The organism is Caulobacter sp. 602-1 (assembly GCF_003931565.1).
Lineage (GTDB): Bacteria > Pseudomonadota > Alphaproteobacteria > Caulobacterales > Caulobacteraceae > Caulobacter.
Genome location: NZ_RRYI01000001.1, coordinates 114,976 through 129,282, shown reverse-complemented (window position 1 = coordinate 129,282; position 14,307 = coordinate 114,976). Strand labels below are relative to the sequence as shown.

General features: G+C 68.7%; 15 protein-coding genes. 3 read left to right on the top strand and 12 right to left on the bottom strand.

The genetic code is table 11. From position 1 onward, the window contains the following. Positions 1-32 precede the first annotated feature (32 nt). The 4 genes from EIK80_RS00665 to EIK80_RS00650 form a co-directional block, all read right to left on the bottom strand. Entirely contained in the window at positions 33-356 is a 324-nt protein-coding gene (locus EIK80_RS00665) for a 1-deoxy-D-xylulose-5-phosphate synthase (RefSeq protein ID WP_125155046.1), read from the bottom strand. 4 nt (positions 357-360) lie between these two features. Then, the gene (locus EIK80_RS00660) at positions 361-1,338 is read right to left on the bottom strand and encodes an L-threonylcarbamoyladenylate synthase (RefSeq protein WP_125155045.1); all 978 of its coding nucleotides are present in this window, start codon (positions 1,336-1,338) and stop codon (positions 361-363) included. Beyond that, positions 1,269-2,588 carry a YceI family protein gene (locus tag EIK80_RS00655; RefSeq protein WP_125155044.1) on the bottom strand — a complete coding sequence of 440 codons (1,320 nt, stop codon included), beginning with the start codon at positions 2,586-2,588 and terminating at the stop codon, positions 1,269-1,271. Before EIK80_RS00655 ends, EIK80_RS00660 begins: the two co-directional genes overlap by 70 nt. A gap of 72 nt (positions 2,589-2,660) precedes the next feature. Then, complete coding sequence (locus EIK80_RS00650; RefSeq protein WP_125155043.1) at positions 2,661-3,284, bottom strand: YceI family protein; 624 nt, start codon at positions 3,282-3,284, stop codon at positions 2,661-2,663. Between the two features lie 184 nt (positions 3,285-3,468). Here EIK80_RS00650 and EIK80_RS00645 point away from each other — a divergent pair, with 184 nt between their 5' ends. Then, the gene (locus tag EIK80_RS00645; RefSeq protein ID WP_125155042.1) at positions 3,469-5,226 is read left to right on the top strand and encodes an acyl-CoA dehydrogenase; all 1,758 of its coding nucleotides are present in this window, start codon (positions 3,469-3,471) and stop codon (positions 5,224-5,226) included. Positions 5,227-5,292: 66 nt separating this feature from the next. Here EIK80_RS00645 and EIK80_RS00640 read toward each other — a convergent pair whose 3' ends face one another. Then, positions 5,293-6,270: an alpha/beta fold hydrolase gene (locus tag EIK80_RS00640; protein ID WP_125155041.1), complete on the bottom strand. Its 978-nt coding sequence runs from the start codon at positions 6,268-6,270 to the stop codon at positions 5,293-5,295. Positions 6,271-6,396: 126 nt separating this feature from the next. Between EIK80_RS00640 and EIK80_RS00635 the strand changes: the two genes are divergently transcribed. Then, positions 6,397-6,855 (top strand): MarR family winged helix-turn-helix transcriptional regulator, encoded by a 459-nt coding sequence (locus EIK80_RS00635; RefSeq protein ID WP_125155040.1) that lies wholly within the window; start codon positions 6,397-6,399, stop codon positions 6,853-6,855. A 33-nt stretch (positions 6,856-6,888) separates the two neighbouring features. Here the strand turns inward: EIK80_RS00635 and EIK80_RS00630 are convergent, their stop codons facing one another. Continuing rightward, complete coding sequence (locus EIK80_RS00630) at positions 6,889-7,371, bottom strand: peroxiredoxin (protein WP_125155039.1); 483 nt, start codon at positions 7,369-7,371, stop codon at positions 6,889-6,891. 129 nt (positions 7,372-7,500) lie between these two features. Between EIK80_RS00630 and EIK80_RS00625 the strand changes: the two genes are divergently transcribed. Then, positions 7,501-8,100 carry a YqgE/AlgH family protein gene (locus tag EIK80_RS00625; protein ID WP_125155811.1) on the top strand — a complete coding sequence of 200 codons (600 nt, stop codon included), beginning with the start codon at positions 7,501-7,503 and terminating at the stop codon, positions 8,098-8,100. On the opposite strand, the gene EIK80_RS00620 is transcribed toward EIK80_RS00625, so the two are convergent. The 6 genes from EIK80_RS00620 to EIK80_RS00595 are packed head-to-tail and all read right to left on the bottom strand — an operon-like array spanning position 8,097 to position 14,187. Next, positions 8,097-9,764, bottom strand: coding sequence for a bifunctional diguanylate cyclase/phosphodiesterase (locus tag EIK80_RS00620; RefSeq protein WP_125155038.1), 1,668 nt, complete (start codon positions 9,762-9,764; stop codon positions 8,097-8,099). The two genes, EIK80_RS00625 and EIK80_RS00620, sit on opposite strands and share 4 nt — an antisense overlap. 35 nt (positions 9,765-9,799) lie before the next feature. Then, on the bottom strand, positions 9,800-10,378 hold the full coding sequence (locus EIK80_RS00615) for a GNAT family N-acetyltransferase (RefSeq protein WP_125155037.1): 579 nt from the start codon (positions 10,376-10,378) through the stop codon (positions 9,800-9,802). 40 nt (positions 10,379-10,418) lie between these two features. Continuing rightward, positions 10,419-11,687 (bottom strand): pitrilysin family protein, encoded by a 1,269-nt coding sequence (locus tag EIK80_RS00610; RefSeq protein ID WP_125155036.1) that lies wholly within the window; start codon positions 11,685-11,687, stop codon positions 10,419-10,421. 46 nt (positions 11,688-11,733) lie between these two features. After that, positions 11,734-13,131, bottom strand: coding sequence for a threonine synthase (thrC, locus tag EIK80_RS00605; RefSeq protein ID WP_125155035.1), 1,398 nt, complete (start codon positions 13,129-13,131; stop codon positions 11,734-11,736). Next, the gene (locus EIK80_RS00600) at positions 13,131-13,817 is read right to left on the bottom strand and encodes an SURF1 family protein (protein WP_125155034.1); all 687 of its coding nucleotides are present in this window, start codon (positions 13,815-13,817) and stop codon (positions 13,131-13,133) included. The genes thrC and EIK80_RS00600 overlap by 1 nt, the downstream gene beginning before the upstream one ends. Next, the gene (locus tag EIK80_RS00595) at positions 13,810-14,187 is read right to left on the bottom strand and encodes a DUF983 domain-containing protein (RefSeq protein ID WP_125155033.1); all 378 of its coding nucleotides are present in this window, start codon (positions 14,185-14,187) and stop codon (positions 13,810-13,812) included. Before EIK80_RS00595 ends, EIK80_RS00600 begins: the two co-directional genes overlap by 8 nt. Positions 14,188-14,307: the final 120 nt, after the last annotated feature.

Sequence of the window (14,307 nt, the reverse complement as noted above, 5' to 3'; positions counted from 1 at the left end):
GGGCCGATGTCAGTGTCCGCTGTGGCGACGAATTAGCCCAGGGCGGGGTCGGGAAGGCCCCGGATGTCGCGCCAATATTCCTCGCGCGCATTGTCGTCGATCACGGCCGGATCGCCCGCGCCCTTGAACAGCCGGTCGGCGCCGTCCTTGCGCGCCCGGGCGATCCAGTACGGATGGCCGGTCACGCTGTCCTGGAAATTGGCCTTCAGGCCCGAGTGGCGCAGCGCCGTGAAGGTCTGGCCGGCGTAGTGCAGGGTCTCGCCGCTCTTGGACGAGACGACTCGCCCGATCCGCGCCGGCCCATTGATGCCCTTGGACTTGTCCTCGACGTACATGATCCGGGTTCTCGTCTTCATCGGTCTATCCCACGAAGCCGGCGGCGCGACGCAGCCGGTCATTGATCGCCTCGCCCAGGCCGTCTTCCGGGATCGGCGCGACGGCGATGGCCGAGGGGCGAAGACGGTCGGCGGCGCGCAGGTACGAGAACAGGTTGGCGGCGGCTTCGGCCAGATCGCCCGCCGGACTCAGGTTGAACACGCGCGGCCCTCCCGGCCCGTCGCCGAACGCCAGATAGGCCTCGTTGGGCTCCGGCGCCTTGGCGTTGATCCGCACCGGCGCGTCGGGGGCGTAGTGCAGGGCCAGGCGTCCGGGCGAGCGCTTGGCGTCGTCTTCCGCCTCGGCCAGGGGGCCGACGATCCGCTGCAGTTGGAAGCGCGTGACGGCCCCAGGCCGCAGCAGGCGCGCCTGACCGTCCAGAACCGAGACGACGGTCGATTCCAGGCCGACGGCGCTCGGGCCGCCATCCAGGGCGGCGGCGGCCTTGTCGCCGGTCTCGGCCATGGCGTCCGCATAGGTGGTCGGGCTGGGTCGGCCCGAGCGATTGGCCGAGGGGGCGACGACCGCGCCGCCGAACGCCGCCAGCACCGCCCGCGACAGAGGATGGCCCGGCACGCGGATGGCCACGGTGTCGAGGCCGGCGCGCGCCAGATCGCAGACGGCGGCCGCGTCCTTGATCGGCGCGACGATGGTCAGCGGGCCCGGCCAGAATTCGCGGGCCAGGGCCCAGGCGCGATCGTCGAACTCGGCGATCCGCGCGGCGGTCTCAAGGTCGGCGACATGGGCGATCAGCGGATTGAAGCGCGGCCGGCCCTTGGCCTCGAAGATCGCCGCCACGGCCGCCGGGTTCGCGGCGTCGGCCCCGAGCCCGTAGACCGTCTCGGTCGGCAGAATGACCAGCCCGCCGGCGCGCAGGGCGGCGGCGGCGGCCCTTATTTCCGCTTGGCGGTCAGGTTGAAGCTGACCTTCACCTTCGCCGCGATTTCGTCCGTCGACGCCCATTCGCCCTGCCCAACTCCAAACGTCGTCCGGTCGAGGGTGGTTACACCCCGCGCGGTCGCCGTGTCGCCGTCGATCTTCAGGGTGAAGGGCAGGCTGAGCGGCTTTTTCACGCCCCGCAGGTCCAAGGTCCCGTCGGCGACGAACCTGCCCTCGCCGGTCTTGCGGAACTTGGTAGCCGTGAAGGTCGCCTTTGGGTGCTCGGCGGTGTCGAAGAAGTCGCCGCTGGGCAGGCTCTGGTCACGCTGGGCGTCGCCGGTGTCGACCGAGGCGGTGTCGATAGCGACGGTCAGCTTCGAGCGGTCCAGGGCCTCGGGCGAGAACAGGATATCGGCGGTCCAGGTCTTGAACCGGCCCTCGATGGCGTTCTCCGACCAGGTGGCGCTGAAGCCCAGGGTCGAACCCTTCTGAACCGTCCAGTGTACGGGGTCCTTGAAATAGACCGCTGCGGGCGTCTCGGCGGCCTTGACGAAGGCCTCGCTGGTCTCCTTGGAGACGGTTCCGGCCACGCCCTTGAATTTCTCCAGATCCTCCTGGGTGCGCGGCAGCTGCGCTTCCTCATCCGCGGCTGGCGCGGGCGGCGCGGCGGGCTTGGCCTTGGCGGCGGGCATGTAGAGATAGCCGGCGGCGATCACGGCAGCCAGGCCGGCGGCGGCCAGCCAGGCGCGAGGCTCCTTCCAGCCGGGGCGGGCGCCGGGCGCCATGTTCGCGAACACCTCGTCCTTGTCGAGGATCTGGTGCTTGGCCACCGCGCCCAAATGCAGGATCAGCAGCAGATAGGTGACCTTGACCAGCACGCCGTGACCCAGCTCGCCGATCTCGTGCCACAGATGCTTGGGACCGGCCGCCAGCTCGGGCAGGCCGGGAATGTGCGGCCACGGGATCGTCCCGAACAGCAGGGTCGGGATCGGCACGCGGCTGGTCGAGACCAGGATCCAGCCCGTCAGCGGCAGGCCGATCATGATCACATAGAAGCCGACGTGGACGACCTTGGACGCGACCTGCTCCCACTTGGGCTGTCCTTCGGGGGGAGCCGGCGGCGTGTTGAACAGCCGCCAGGCCAGCCGCGCCAGGCTGAGCAGCAGGATGGCGATGCCGATCGACTTGTGCATCTGGAACAGGGCGTAGGTCGTCGGGCCCTTGGGTCCGTCGCCCATCCGCCAGCCCAGGATGATCTGGAAGATGAGGGCCGCGGCGATCAGCCAGTGAATGACGATCGCCACCGTCGTGTAGCGCGTACGGCTTGCGGCCATGCGAGTCTCCCGGGTCCCCTGAACCTATACCTGGATCATGGCGGGGTTCGCCCGCCATGATCCAGCGCAGTTTTACTTCTTTTGGAACTCGACTTCGATGTTCAGGGTGACGTCGTCGCCGACCAGCGGCACGTACTTGCCGACGCCGAACTCCGACCGCTTGATGGTCGTGGTCGCCGAGAAGCCCGCGCGGGTCTGCAGCGGGTTCATGCCCGGGCCGGAGCCGTTGAAGGTGACGTCCAGCACCACCGGCTTGGTCACGCCATGGAAGGTCAGGTCGCCGGTCACGGTGCCATGCTGGCCATCGCCGACGTTCACGACGGTCGAGACGAAGGTGATGGTCGGGTACTTGGCGGCTTCCAGCCAGCCGTCGCCGATCAGTTCCTTGTTGAACTTCAGGCCGAACTCGTCCGCGCCCGTGGAGGTGTCGATCGAGGCCGGGTCGACCGTGACGGTCAGCTTGGCCGCGGTCGGCTGGGCCGGGTCGTACTGATAGGAAGCGTCCAGCTTGGTGAAACGCAGGGTGTAGTTCGACAGGCCCATATGCTTGAGCTTGGCGGTCAGCGAAGCGTGAGTCTTGTCGAGCACGTAGACGCCGGCGGGCATCTTGGCCGGATCGGTCGACGGCGCGGCCATGGCGGCCGGCGCGGTCAGCAGGGCCGCGGCGAGCGTGGCGTAGAGGAAGGGCTTGTACATCGGGGCGCTCCAGGGCGTAATTAAAACAGCATTAGTTGCAGTTCCCCGACTTAGGCACTCCAGCACGGCTTTGAAGGGGCGCAAGATCACGAGACCGTGATCTTCACCATAAAGACGGGGATGGCTTGGCGACGTTGCGTCACCCCGCCTAAACAGATCGCCGCCCCTCTGGAGTTTGTCGGCCATGACCTATCGCGCGCCCGTCCGTGACCTCGCCTTCTCGCTGCGGCACGCGGCGGATTTCGGGCGGCTGGCCGACGCCTTTCCAGAGGCGGACGCCGACACGGTCATGGCGGTGCTGGAAGCGGCCGGCGCCTTCGCCGCCGACGTGCTGGCTCCGCTGAACCGTCAGGGCGACCTGGTCGGCGCCAAGCTGGAAAATGGCGTGGTCCGCTCCGCCCCCGGCTTCGCCGACGCCTACAAGCAGTTCGCGCAGGGCGGCTGGACCAGCCTGGCCGCGCCCGTCGCGCACGGCGGCCAGGGCCTGCCCAAGACGCTCGAGGTCGCGGTGCTGGAGATGATTCAGGCGTCGAACATGGCCTTCGGCCTCTGCCCGATGCTCAGCCTGGGCGCCATCGAGGCCCTGGAGCTGTGCGGAACGGACAGCCAGAAACACACCTACCTGCCCAGGCTGGTCTCCGGCGAATGGACCGGCACGATGAACCTGACCGAGCCGCAGGCCGGCTCGGACCTGGCCGCCCTGACCACGATGGCCACCCCCGATGGCGACGGCGGCTGGAAGATCACCGGCCAGAAAATCTTCATCACCTGGGGCGACCACGACGCGGCCGACAACATCGTCCACCTCGTTCTGGCCCGCACCCCCGACGCCCCTCCCGGCGTGAAGGGCGTCTCGCTGTTCCTGGCCCCCAAGGTCCTGGTCGACGAGGACGGCAAGCTGGGCGAGGCCAACGCCCTGCGTGTCGGCGGGCTGGAGCACAAGCTGGGCATCCACGGCTCGCCCACCTGCGTGATGCTGTTCGAGGGCGCCAAGGCCGAGCTGGTCGGCGGCCTGGGCCAGGGCCTGCCGAACATGTTCGTGATGATGAACGCCGCCCGTCTGCAGGTCGGGGCCCAGGGCGTGGCCATCGCCGAGCGCGCCTACCAGCAGGCCCTGCACTTCAGCCAGGAACGCGTCCAGGGCCGCTCGGCCTGGACGGGCGCCTATCCCTCGCGCCTGTTCGACCATCCGGACGTGCGCCGCTCGCTCGTCTTGATGAAGGCCCATATCGAAGCCGCGCGCGGCATCTGCCTGTCGACCGCCGTCGCCGCCGACCTGTCGCGCGCCGCCGCCGACGAGACGACCCGCGCGAGCGCCAAGCTGCGCGAGGAACTGCTGACTCCGATCGCCAAGGCCTGGTCGACCGATGTCGGCGTCTGGGTGGCCTCGCAAGGCGTACAGATCCACGGCGGCATGGGCTTCATCGAGGAGACCGGCGCGGCCCAGCACTATCGCGACGCCCGCATCGCCCCGATCTACGAGGGGACCAACGGAATCCAGGCCATCGACCTGGTCGGCCGCAAGCTCTCCATGGGAGAGGGCCAGGCCGTGGCCGACCTGATGGACGACATCCGCGACACCATCGACGCCCTGAACGCTTCGGAGTTGAAGGCCGTCGGCCTGCGCCTGGGCGCCGCCCTCGACGCCGCCGCCTCGGCTACCGCCTGGCTGGTCGAGCGCCGCGCCAAGTCGATGCCGGACGCCCTCTCCGGCGCCACGGCCTATCTGAAACTGCTGGGCGACGTCGTCGGCGGGTGGATGCTGGCTAAGGGGGCGCTGGCGGCCTCGGGCGAGGCCGACGCAGCCTGGGCCGACAGCAAGCGGGCCCTGGCCCGCGTGTTCGCCGAGAGTGTGCTGGCTCAGGTTCCCGGCGCGGCGGCCGGCGTCATGCTCGGCGCGGCCGACCTTGAGGCGATGACGCCGGACGTGCTGGGGGCCTGACAACAAAACGTATCATCCCGGATCGGCTGCGCCGGCCGGGATGACACGGCTTTTTCGCGTTCAGACCTAAGCCTTGAAGAAGGCCAGCAGGTCGGCGTTGATGATCTCCGGGTGGGTCGAGGCCATACCGTGCGGCAGGCCCGGATAGGTCTTCAGCGTGCCCTTCTTCACCAGCTTGATGGCCAGATGGGCGCTGTCGGCGACCGGGACGATCTGGTCGTCCTCGCCGTGCAGGATCAGAACCGGCACATCGACCTTCTTCAGGTCGTCGGTGAAGTCGGTTTCCGAGAAGGCCTTAATGCAGTCGTAGTGGGCCTTGGCGCCGCCGGTCATGCCCTGGCGCCACCAGTTGTCGATCAGGCCCTGGCTGACTTTCGCGCCCGGACGATTGAAGCCGTAGAACGGGCCTTCGGGGATGTCGCGGAAGAACTGGGCGCGATTGGCCAGCAGGGCGGAGCGGAAGCCGTCGAACACCTCGATCGGCAGGCCGCCAGGGTTGGCCGGCGTCTTCAGCATGATCGGCGGCACGGCGCCGATCAGCACTACCTTGGCCACCCGGCCGGGCTTGGCGCGGGCGGCGTAGTGGATGGCCTCGCCGCCGCCGGTCGAGTGGCCGACGTGGATGGCGTTCTTCAAGTCCAGATGATCGGTCAAGGCGATGACGTCGGCGGCGTAGGTGTCCATCTCGTTGCCCGTATCGGTCTGGGTCGAGCGGCCATGACCCCGACGGTCATGGGCGATGACGCGATAGCCCTTGCCCAGGAAGAACATCATCTGGGCGTCCCAGTCGTCGGCGCTGAGCGGCCAGCCGTGGTGGAAGACCACCGGCTGGGCGTCCTTCGGGCCCCAGTCCTTGTAAAAGATCTGGACGCCGTCCTTGGTGGTGACGAAGCCGCTCTGGGCTCTGTTGGCGGCGCGCGGCGCGGCGCCGGCCTTCGGGGTCGCGGCTTGGGCGTTCTGGCCCAGCGAGGCGGCCGCCACGGCGGCGAGACCGAAGCCGGCGGTCATCACGCCGCGACGGGAAGCTTGGTTCGACTGGCTCACGGATCAACCCTCATTTCTTGCTCGCGATAATTGTTATCGCGATAATGAGAACCGGTCTAAGGCGCCGCCGCGGGCCTGTCCAGCAATTTATTTATCGTGATATCATTTTTCGTGGTAAGAAGGATCATGACGACGAAGACCCCGCCTCCGCGCCCGCTGGACCAGCAGATCTGCTTCACGCTCTACGCCACAAGCATGGCGATCACGCGCGCCTACAAGCCCCTGCTCGACGCCCTGGGCCTGACCTATCCGCAGTACCTGGTGCTGAACGTGCTGGGCGAGGCGCCTGAAGGCAAAGGAGGAGGGATCACGATCGGCGGCATTGCCGAACGCCTGGACCTTGAATCCAGCACCGTCACGCCGCTGGTCAAACGGCTGGAGGCCGCCGGCCTGGTCGCGCGGCGGCGCGGACTCGAGGACGAGCGCCGGGTCGAGGTGACAATGACAGAAGCCGGACGCGCGCTCCTGGGCCGCTCGGGATGCCTGAACGACGCCCTGCTCGAGCGGTCGGGCATGGAAGGCGAGGATCTGGGCGCGCTCAACAAGCGAATCCAGGCGCTGCACGAAGCGATCGCGCGGGCGTAAGGGGCGCGGCGGGACCGCCGCGCCCTTCGGGTCTTAAAGCTGCTCGAGCAGGTACTCGGCCGACGAGACCTTGAACTGGCCGGCTTCTTCGACGTTCAGCTGGGTCACGACGCCGTCCTTGGCGATCAGCGAATAGCGCTGCGAGCGCGGGCCCATGCCGAACTTCGAGCCGTCGAAGTCCAGACCGATCGCGCGGGTGAAGTCGCCATTGCCGTCGGCCAGCAGCAGAACCTCGCCGTCGATGCCCTGGTCCTTGCCCCAGGCCTTCATCACGAAGACGTCGTTGACCGAGACGCAGGCGATCGTATCGACGCCCTTGGCCTTGAGTTCGGCGGCCTTTTCCTTGAAGCCCGGCAGGTGCTTGGCCGAGCAGGTGGGGGTGAAGGCGCCGGGAACGGCGAACAGGGCGACGGTCTTGCCCTTGAAGATGTCGTCGCTGGTGATCGGCGCCGGCCCTTCGGCCGTGCTGGTCATGAAAGTCGCCGCGGGCAGCGTGTCGCCAACCTTGATCGCCATGGGCCGTGTTTCCTCGTGTGCGTGTGAAATCGCGCCTGCTCGAATATCCCTCGCGAGAGCGGACGCCAAGCACGCTTTGAAACGTTCGACGACTTGAAACCGTCGCGACGAAGGCCAATGCTCTATCTCATGGACAGCTTCATCGACGAAGAGCCCCATGACGACGAGGACGGCGATTTCCTGATCGGACGGCTCCTGGTGGCCATGCCCGGCATCGAGGACCCGCGCTTCGAGCGCGCCGTGCTCTATCTGTGCGCCCATGACGAGGAGCAGGCCATGGGTCTGGCGGTCAACCGTCCGGTGGAAGGCCTGACCGTGTTCGAACTGCTGGCGCGCCTGGGCGTGAAGTCGCGGATCCAGGCTCCGAGCGATCTTGTGTTGCTAGGCGGGCCTCTGGAACGCGAGCGCGGCTTTGTCTTGCACACCGACGACTTCACCTCGCCGGACTCGACCCTGCCGGTGGCCGACGGCCTGGGCCTGACCGCCACCCGCGACGTCCTGGACGCCATGGCCAGCGCCAATCGCCCGCGCAGGGCGATCCTGGCGCTCGGCTATGCCGGCTGGGGTCCCGGACAGCTGGAACAGGAGCTGCGCGACAATGTCTGGCTGATCTGCGACGCCGACGAGGACCTGCTGTTCGACGAGGACCACGAACACAAGTGGACGCGGGCCCTAGCCAAACTGGGGATCACCGCCGACCACCTGTCGGCGACGGCGGGCCGGGCCTAGCCGCGCGCCTTCACCGGCGCGGCGCCATCGACATAGGCTTCGTTGAGGTAGACCTCGGCTTCCTGCGGCGACAGCGCCGGAGCATAGCCGAAGCCCTGGCCATAGTCGCAGCCCAGCGACTGCAGGGCGTGGGCCATCTCGGCGTTCTCGACGCCCTCGGCCACGACTTCGAGATCCAGATCCTGGCCCAGCTTGACGACCGAGCGCACGATCTTGGCCGAGCCGGCGTTGGAGCCCATGGTCCGGACGAAGTAGCGGTCGATCTTCAGCGTGTCGAACGGCAGCCGGGTCAGATAGGACAGCGACGAGAAGCCCGTGCCGAAATCATCCAGCGCCAGGCCGGCGCCGGCGTCGCGCAGGGTCTTCAGGATCACGGCGGCCCGCTCGGGGTCGCGCATGATGTCGCTTTCGGTCACTTCCAGCTTCAGGGCGCCGCGCGGCAGGCGATTGACGCGCAAGGTCTCGGCCACATCGGTGACAAGGCCGGGACGGTCGATCTCGCCGGTCGACAGGTTGACGCTGACGGTCAGGGCGCCCATCGCCGGATGGCTGTCGCGCCACGTGGCCAGCTGCTTGGCGGCGGTGTGCATCATGTGCGCCCCGAGCTCGCTCATCAGCCCCATCTCTTCGATCAGCGGCAGGAACTCGTCCGGCGGCAGCATGCCCCGGCGCGGGTGGATCCAGCGGGCCAGGGCCTCGAAGCCCGACAAGGCCCCGGTCGACAGGCGTACCACGGGCTGGAAGTACGGCTTGATCTCGCCCCGAGCGATGGCGCCGCGCAGGTCGGCCTCCAGGGCCAGACGCGAGAGGCCGTCGGTTTCCATAGAACGGCCGTAGGCGGCGGCCCCGCCACGGCCCGCGGCGGCGGCGGCCTCGACGGCCAGTTCAGCGCGACGCAGCAGTTCGCAGGCGTCCGGCGCGTCCAGACCGCCTTCGGCGGAGACCGCCCCGATCGACAGGGTCGGATGGATGTCGAACCCGGCCACGCGCAGCGGCTGCTCCAGAGCCGAGCGCAGCATCTCGGCCGGCTCGTAGCCCTTGGGCGCGCACAGCACGGCGAACTCGTCCTCGCCGATGCGGCCCAGCAGGGCGTCGCCCGGGAACGAGGCGGCCAGGCGCGAACCGAGGGCGGCCAGAACAAGGTCGGCGCGCTCATGGCCAAGGGCCTCATTCAGGCGGCGCAAGCGATCCAGGTCGGCGACGACCAACTCGTGAACCCCGTCCTGATGCAGGCGCTCGCGGGCGCGGGCGATGAAACTGCGGCGATCCAGCAGGCCCGTGAGCTCGCAGCGCTCCGAGGCCGAGAATTTCGTTTCGGGGGCGACGACGCCGGCGGCGCGAACGCCCTCCTCCAGCCACACGCCCCGCCACAGGCAGGTCTCGCCGCCGCGCACACGAAAGCGGGCGACGACCTCGCAGCCCGGCTCGCGCATCTTGAGAACTTCCTCGGCCTGGGCGCGGTCCTGGGGCAAGGCGAGCGCCCGGAAGGCGGCGGAAGAACACTCAGGGGCCAGCGGCCCCAGGCCCAGAGCGCGGGCGGCGCCGTTCAGGCGCAGGCGATCGGCTTCGGGCTCCCAGATCCACAGCGCGACATCGGCCGCGCCCAACGCCTCGAGCGTGGCGGTCGTGTCCCAGATCCGTCGTTCAGTGGCCTTGAAAGACATGCCCGTCCCAAAAACTCGTCGGTCGGGCCGCGGCGCTACTCGGGCGCGACCATGCCGAACAAACGATGATCTCGCCAACCGCCGTTAATTTTCAAATAAGCGGGCGCATATCCTTCCTCGGAAAACCCACATTTCAATAACAGGGCGGCCGAGGCGGCGTTCTGCGGCATGCACGCGGCTTCAAGTCTGTGGAGGCCCAGACCCGTGAAAGCAAAGCGGATCACCGCCTGAACGGCGTCGCTCATCAGGCCTTGCCGCGTAAAGGACTGACCTATCCAATATCCAATCGAGCCTGTCTGAGCGACGCCACGTCGCACGTGGAAAAGTCGCACGGCGCCGACCAGAACGTCATCGGACCGACGGAAGATGAAGAACGGATACGCCTCCCCCAGCTCCAATTCGCGGGCATAGGCGGCGAGTCGGGCCCGAAAGGCGGCGCGGGTCAGGTCGTGCTCGGGCCAGGTCGGCTCCCAGGGCTCGAGAAAGGAACGGGACTTGGCGCGCAGGGCCGCCCAGGCGTGATGGTCCCGCGGAAGCGGCGGCCGCAGATAGACGGCGCGACCCTCCAACTGGAGACGGGGGCGGGTCTTCAGGAATGGGAGCAGGGCGGACAAGGACAACGCTCGGTCTGAATCACGCCCTCACCTTCCAATGTCAGGCCTTGGAGGACAACGCCTTGCTGAACGCCTCGCCGGCCTTCAGCGCCGACTTGGCGCCGAGCACGGCGGTGGCGGCCTGACCGGCCAAGAGGCGCCGACCCAGGCGCGCGACGTCGGCGGGGGTCACCGCGTCGACCTCGGCCGCGAGCTCCGATGTCGGATAGAGGCGGTCGAACAGCAGGACCTGCCCGGCCCCCTGCTCCGCGCGCGACAGCGGCTGCTCGCGGGCCATGAACATGTGCGCCTTCAGCTGAGCCTTGGCGCGGGCCAGTTCGGCGTCGTCGATGCGCTCGACCAGCTTGACCAGTTCCTCGGCGCAGACCTTGGCGGTCTCGACCGCGTCGCCGGCCGCGCAACCGGCATAGACGCCCAGCGCCCCGTGGTCGGCGTAGGTGTCGGCATAGGCGTCGATATTGTAGGCTAGGCCCCGCTTCTCGCGGGCTTCCTGGAACAGACGCGAAGACATGCCGCCGCCCAGGGTCTCGGCGAAGATGCGCAGGGCGAAATAGTCCCGCTCGCGCGCGCCGCAGGCCGGCAGCATGAACACCAGATGCGCCTGCTCCAGCTTGCGGGTCTCGGCCTGAGGGCCGCCGATGAAGGCCGCCGGCGGCGGCGCGGGCGCGCCGAGCGTCGACGGCAGATCGCCGAACGCGCGCTCGGCGGCGGCCATCAGCTCGGCCTCGTCGACCGCGCCCGTGGCGCTGATCACCAGACGGTCGGCGGCGTAGAGCTGGCCGCGCCAGTCGGACAGGGCCTCAACCGTCGCCGCTTCGACCGTCGCGTCACTGCCCAGGATCGGACGGCCCACCGGGTGGTCGCCCCAGCTGGCGCGCTGGATCAGGTCGAAGACATAATCGTCGGGGGCGTCGGCGGCCTCGGCGATCTCCTGGGCGACGACCTGCTTCTCGCGGGTCAGATCGGCGGGATCGAGCGTCGGGCGGCGGACCAGGTCGGCGATGACGTCCATGCCCAGGTCCAGTCCGCCCTTCAGCGCCCGGACCTGGAAACTGGTGCGCTCATAGCCGGTGGCGGCGTTGATCGAGCCGCCCTGATTCTCGATGACCTCGACGATGTCGCGGGCCGAACGGCCGCCCGCGCCCTTGAACACCATGTGCTCCAAGAGGTGCGACCAGCCCGACCGCGCCGGATCCTCATAGGCCGCCCCGCGCCCCGCGACGACGGAAAGGGCCAGGGTTTCAAGACCCGGCATCGGGTCACAGACGACGCGAACGCCATTGGGCAGGGTGCGGAGGATCGTGGTCATGAGCGGCGGTATCTAGGCGCTCGCGCGCCTAAACACTAGCCCAGGCTCAGGTATTCGCCGCGAAGGTGCGCACGAAGGCCTTCACCGCCGCGCCGTCGGCCGGCAAGCGCTCGAACTTCTCCGGCTTCTTCGACAGGTCAGGCGTGGCGCGCGGGGTCGAGGGCAGCAGGCCCGTGGCGGCTTGGACCGCTTCGGGGAACTTGGCCGGATGAGCGGTCGACAGCACCACCACCGGGACCGAGACCGGGACATCCACGCCCCGCGCGGCGGCCAGGCCGACGGCGGTGTGCGGATCGATGACCTCGCCGGTCTCGTTCAGGGTCGAGAGCATGGTCTTGGCCGTGTCGGCCTCGCTGACTGAGGCGCCGCGGAACAGCTCGCGCATCCAGGCGTGGGCGCCCGGCGGGATGTCCAGCAGACCCGTGTCGGCGAAGGCGCGGAAGGCGCGGCCGGTCTCGGTGCCGTCGCGGCGGACGGCTTCGAAATAGAGGCGCTCGAAGTTGCTGGCGACCTGGATGTCCATGGCCGGGCTCTGGGTCGCGGCCACGGCGCCGCGCGCATAGCGGCCGGTCTCGATGGCGCGCGCCAAGATGTCATTGGAATTGGTGGCGGCGGTCACCGAGTGGATCGGCAGGCCCAGCTTCTTGGCCACGAAGGCGGCGTAGGCGTCGCCGAAATTCCCCGTGGGCACCACGAAGGCCACTTCACGGTTCGGAGCGCCCAGGGCGACGGCCGAGGTGAAATAGTAGACGCTCTGGGCCGCGATCCGCGCCCAGTTGATCGAGTTGACGCCCGACAGATCGACCGCGTGGCGGAACTGGTCATCCTGGAAGGCCTGCTTGACGATGGCCTGGCAGTCGTCGAACGAGCCGAGCACCGAGATGCAGGCCACGTTGGCGTCGACGGCCGTGGTCATGAACCGGCGCTGCACCTCGCTGATGCGGCCTTCCGGGAAGAGGGCGACGATGCGGGCGTTCTTGCGGCCCCGGAACGCCTCGACGGCCGCGCCGCCCGTGTCGCCCGAGGTGGCGCAGATGATGGTCATCTTCCGCGACTGGCGTTCCAGCACGTAGTCGTACAGCCGGCCCAGCAGCTGCATCGCGACGTCCTTGAACGCCAGGGTCGGGCCATGGAACAGCTCCAGCAGGTAGCGGTTCGGAGTCAGCTGCTTCAGCGGCGTCACGGCGGTGTGGGCGAAGGTGGCGTAGGCCTCTTCGCACATGTTGAGAAGGTCTTCGGCCGGGATGTCGTCGCCGACGAACTTGCCGACCACGGCGGCGGCCACCTCGGCATAGGGCTTGCCCGCGAAGCCCGCGATCTCGGCCGCCGAGAAGCTGGGCCACGCGTTGGGCACGTACAGGCCGCCGTCGGGGGCCAGGCCGGCCAGCACCGCATCCAGGAAGCCGATGGGCGCGGACTGGCCGCGGGTCGACACATAGCGCATCAGGGTTTCAATCTCCGCCAGAGCATGGCGGCATAGATAAACAGCAGGGTGACGGCAAGACCGAACCACGTCAGGGCGTATTCCAGGTGCCGATTGGAAATTTCTGCCGGCAGCGGCGCAGGGGTGATTCCGGCTGGCGCGGGGGTCTCGCTCTCGGCCATCAGCACCAGCGGCGCGGGCTGGCGGCCAGGAAAGCGCTTCAGGACCTCGACCCGGTCGCCGCCTAGCTGCTTGATCGGCATCAGCACGCCGACGACATGCCGCGGCGCGTCAAAAGTCCGCGGCGGCGGCGCGACCTGACCCGTCAGGGCCGGAACGACGCCTCGGTCCGCCAGGAGCATGTTGTAGGGACCGGCCAGGACGGCGCAGGGGGCTTGGGCGCGCCAGACGACGTCGCCGTCGCGAACGCCATAGACCAGCGGCAGCGGCGGGCCGGCGACGTCGCCGCAGTCGACGCTCACCCGCGTCCAGGCCAGGTCCTCGACCCGGGCCTCGGCCGTCAGCACCTGGATCAGCGGCAAGGCCGGCGCCGTCTTCAGGGCCTCGATCCGCGCCAAGACGCCTTGCTTCCAATGCAGGCGCTGGACCTGCCAGGCGCCCAGGCCGCAGAGAATGGCGAAGGCGATCAGTGTGGCGATCGTCAGGCCGACCGGAAAACCAGGTTTGCCGGCTTGGGGCTCAGACATGGTCGCGCCCCGCCTCGGAGGCCTTGTGGGCGACCTGGGCGGCGACCATCAGCCCCTTGGCGGGGCGCATCAGGCCCAGACTGATGATCACGACCGCGGGCAGCCAGACGATCAGCAGCGCCCAGATCGGCCAGTTCCAGGCGAACATCGAGAACAGCGCCCCGAAGGCGCAGACCGATCCGGCGATCAGGATGACGAAGGTCGCCGCGCCGTCGCCGGTCTCGAACTTGCCCAGGTCGAAGCCGCAGGCCTCGCAGGTCGGGGCGACCTTGAGGAAGCCCGTGAACAGATGGCCTTCCCCGCAGTTGGGGCAGAGGCCGCGCGCACCGGCGGCGTAGGGATTGGTCTTGTGGGCGGAAGAAGGGGTCATGAGTGCGGGCCTCCGAAACGAAAAAGGCCCGGAACGCTGATCCGCGCTCCGGGCCCCTCAGGATCTTGCGACCCCCGAGCGCGTCGCCGCGCTCAAACTTTGAGGCTAGAGCCCTCTCAT

Bases quoted from the DNA above. Each gene is read 5' to 3' on its own strand.
- EIK80_RS00635 (WP_125155040.1), top strand. From the start codon at position 6,397: ATGACGACGAAGACCCCGCCTCCGCGCCCGCTGGACCAGCAGATCTGC.
- EIK80_RS00610 (WP_125155036.1), bottom strand. From the start codon at position 11,687: ATGACCACGATCCTCCGCACCCTGCCCAATGGCGTTCGCGTCGTCTGT.
- EIK80_RS00650 (WP_125155043.1), bottom strand. From the start codon at position 3,284: ATGTACAAGCCCTTCCTCTACGCCACGCTCGCCGCGGCCCTGCTGACC.
- EIK80_RS00620 (WP_125155038.1), bottom strand. From the start codon at position 9,764: ATGTCTTTCAAGGCCACTGAACGACGGATCTGGGACACGACCGCCACG.
- EIK80_RS00630 (WP_125155039.1), bottom strand. From the start codon at position 7,371: ATGGCGATCAAGGTTGGCGACACGCTGCCCGCGGCGACTTTCATGACC.
- EIK80_RS00655 (WP_125155044.1), bottom strand. From the start codon at position 2,588: ATGGCCGCAAGCCGTACGCGCTACACGACGGTGGCGATCGTCATTCAC.
- EIK80_RS00600 (WP_125155034.1), bottom strand. From the start codon at position 13,817: ATGTCTGAGCCCCAAGCCGGCAAACCTGGTTTTCCGGTCGGCCTGACG.
- EIK80_RS00595 (WP_125155033.1), bottom strand. From the start codon at position 14,187: ATGACCCCTTCTTCCGCCCACAAGACCAATCCCTACGCCGCCGGTGCG.
- EIK80_RS00645 (WP_125155042.1), top strand. From the start codon at position 3,469: ATGACCTATCGCGCGCCCGTCCGTGACCTCGCCTTCTCGCTGCGGCAC.
- thrC (WP_125155035.1), bottom strand. From the start codon at position 13,131: ATGCGCTATGTGTCGACCCGCGGCCAGTCCGCGCCCATCGGCTTCCTG.
- EIK80_RS00625 (WP_125155811.1), top strand. From the start codon at position 7,501: ATGGACAGCTTCATCGACGAAGAGCCCCATGACGACGAGGACGGCGAT.
- EIK80_RS00665 (WP_125155046.1), bottom strand. From the start codon at position 356: ATGAAGACGAGAACCCGGATCATGTACGTCGAGGACAAGTCCAAGGGC.
- EIK80_RS00660 (WP_125155045.1), bottom strand. From the start codon at position 1,338: ATGGGCGTCGACGGACGAAATCGCGGCGAAGGTGAAGGTCAGCTTCAA.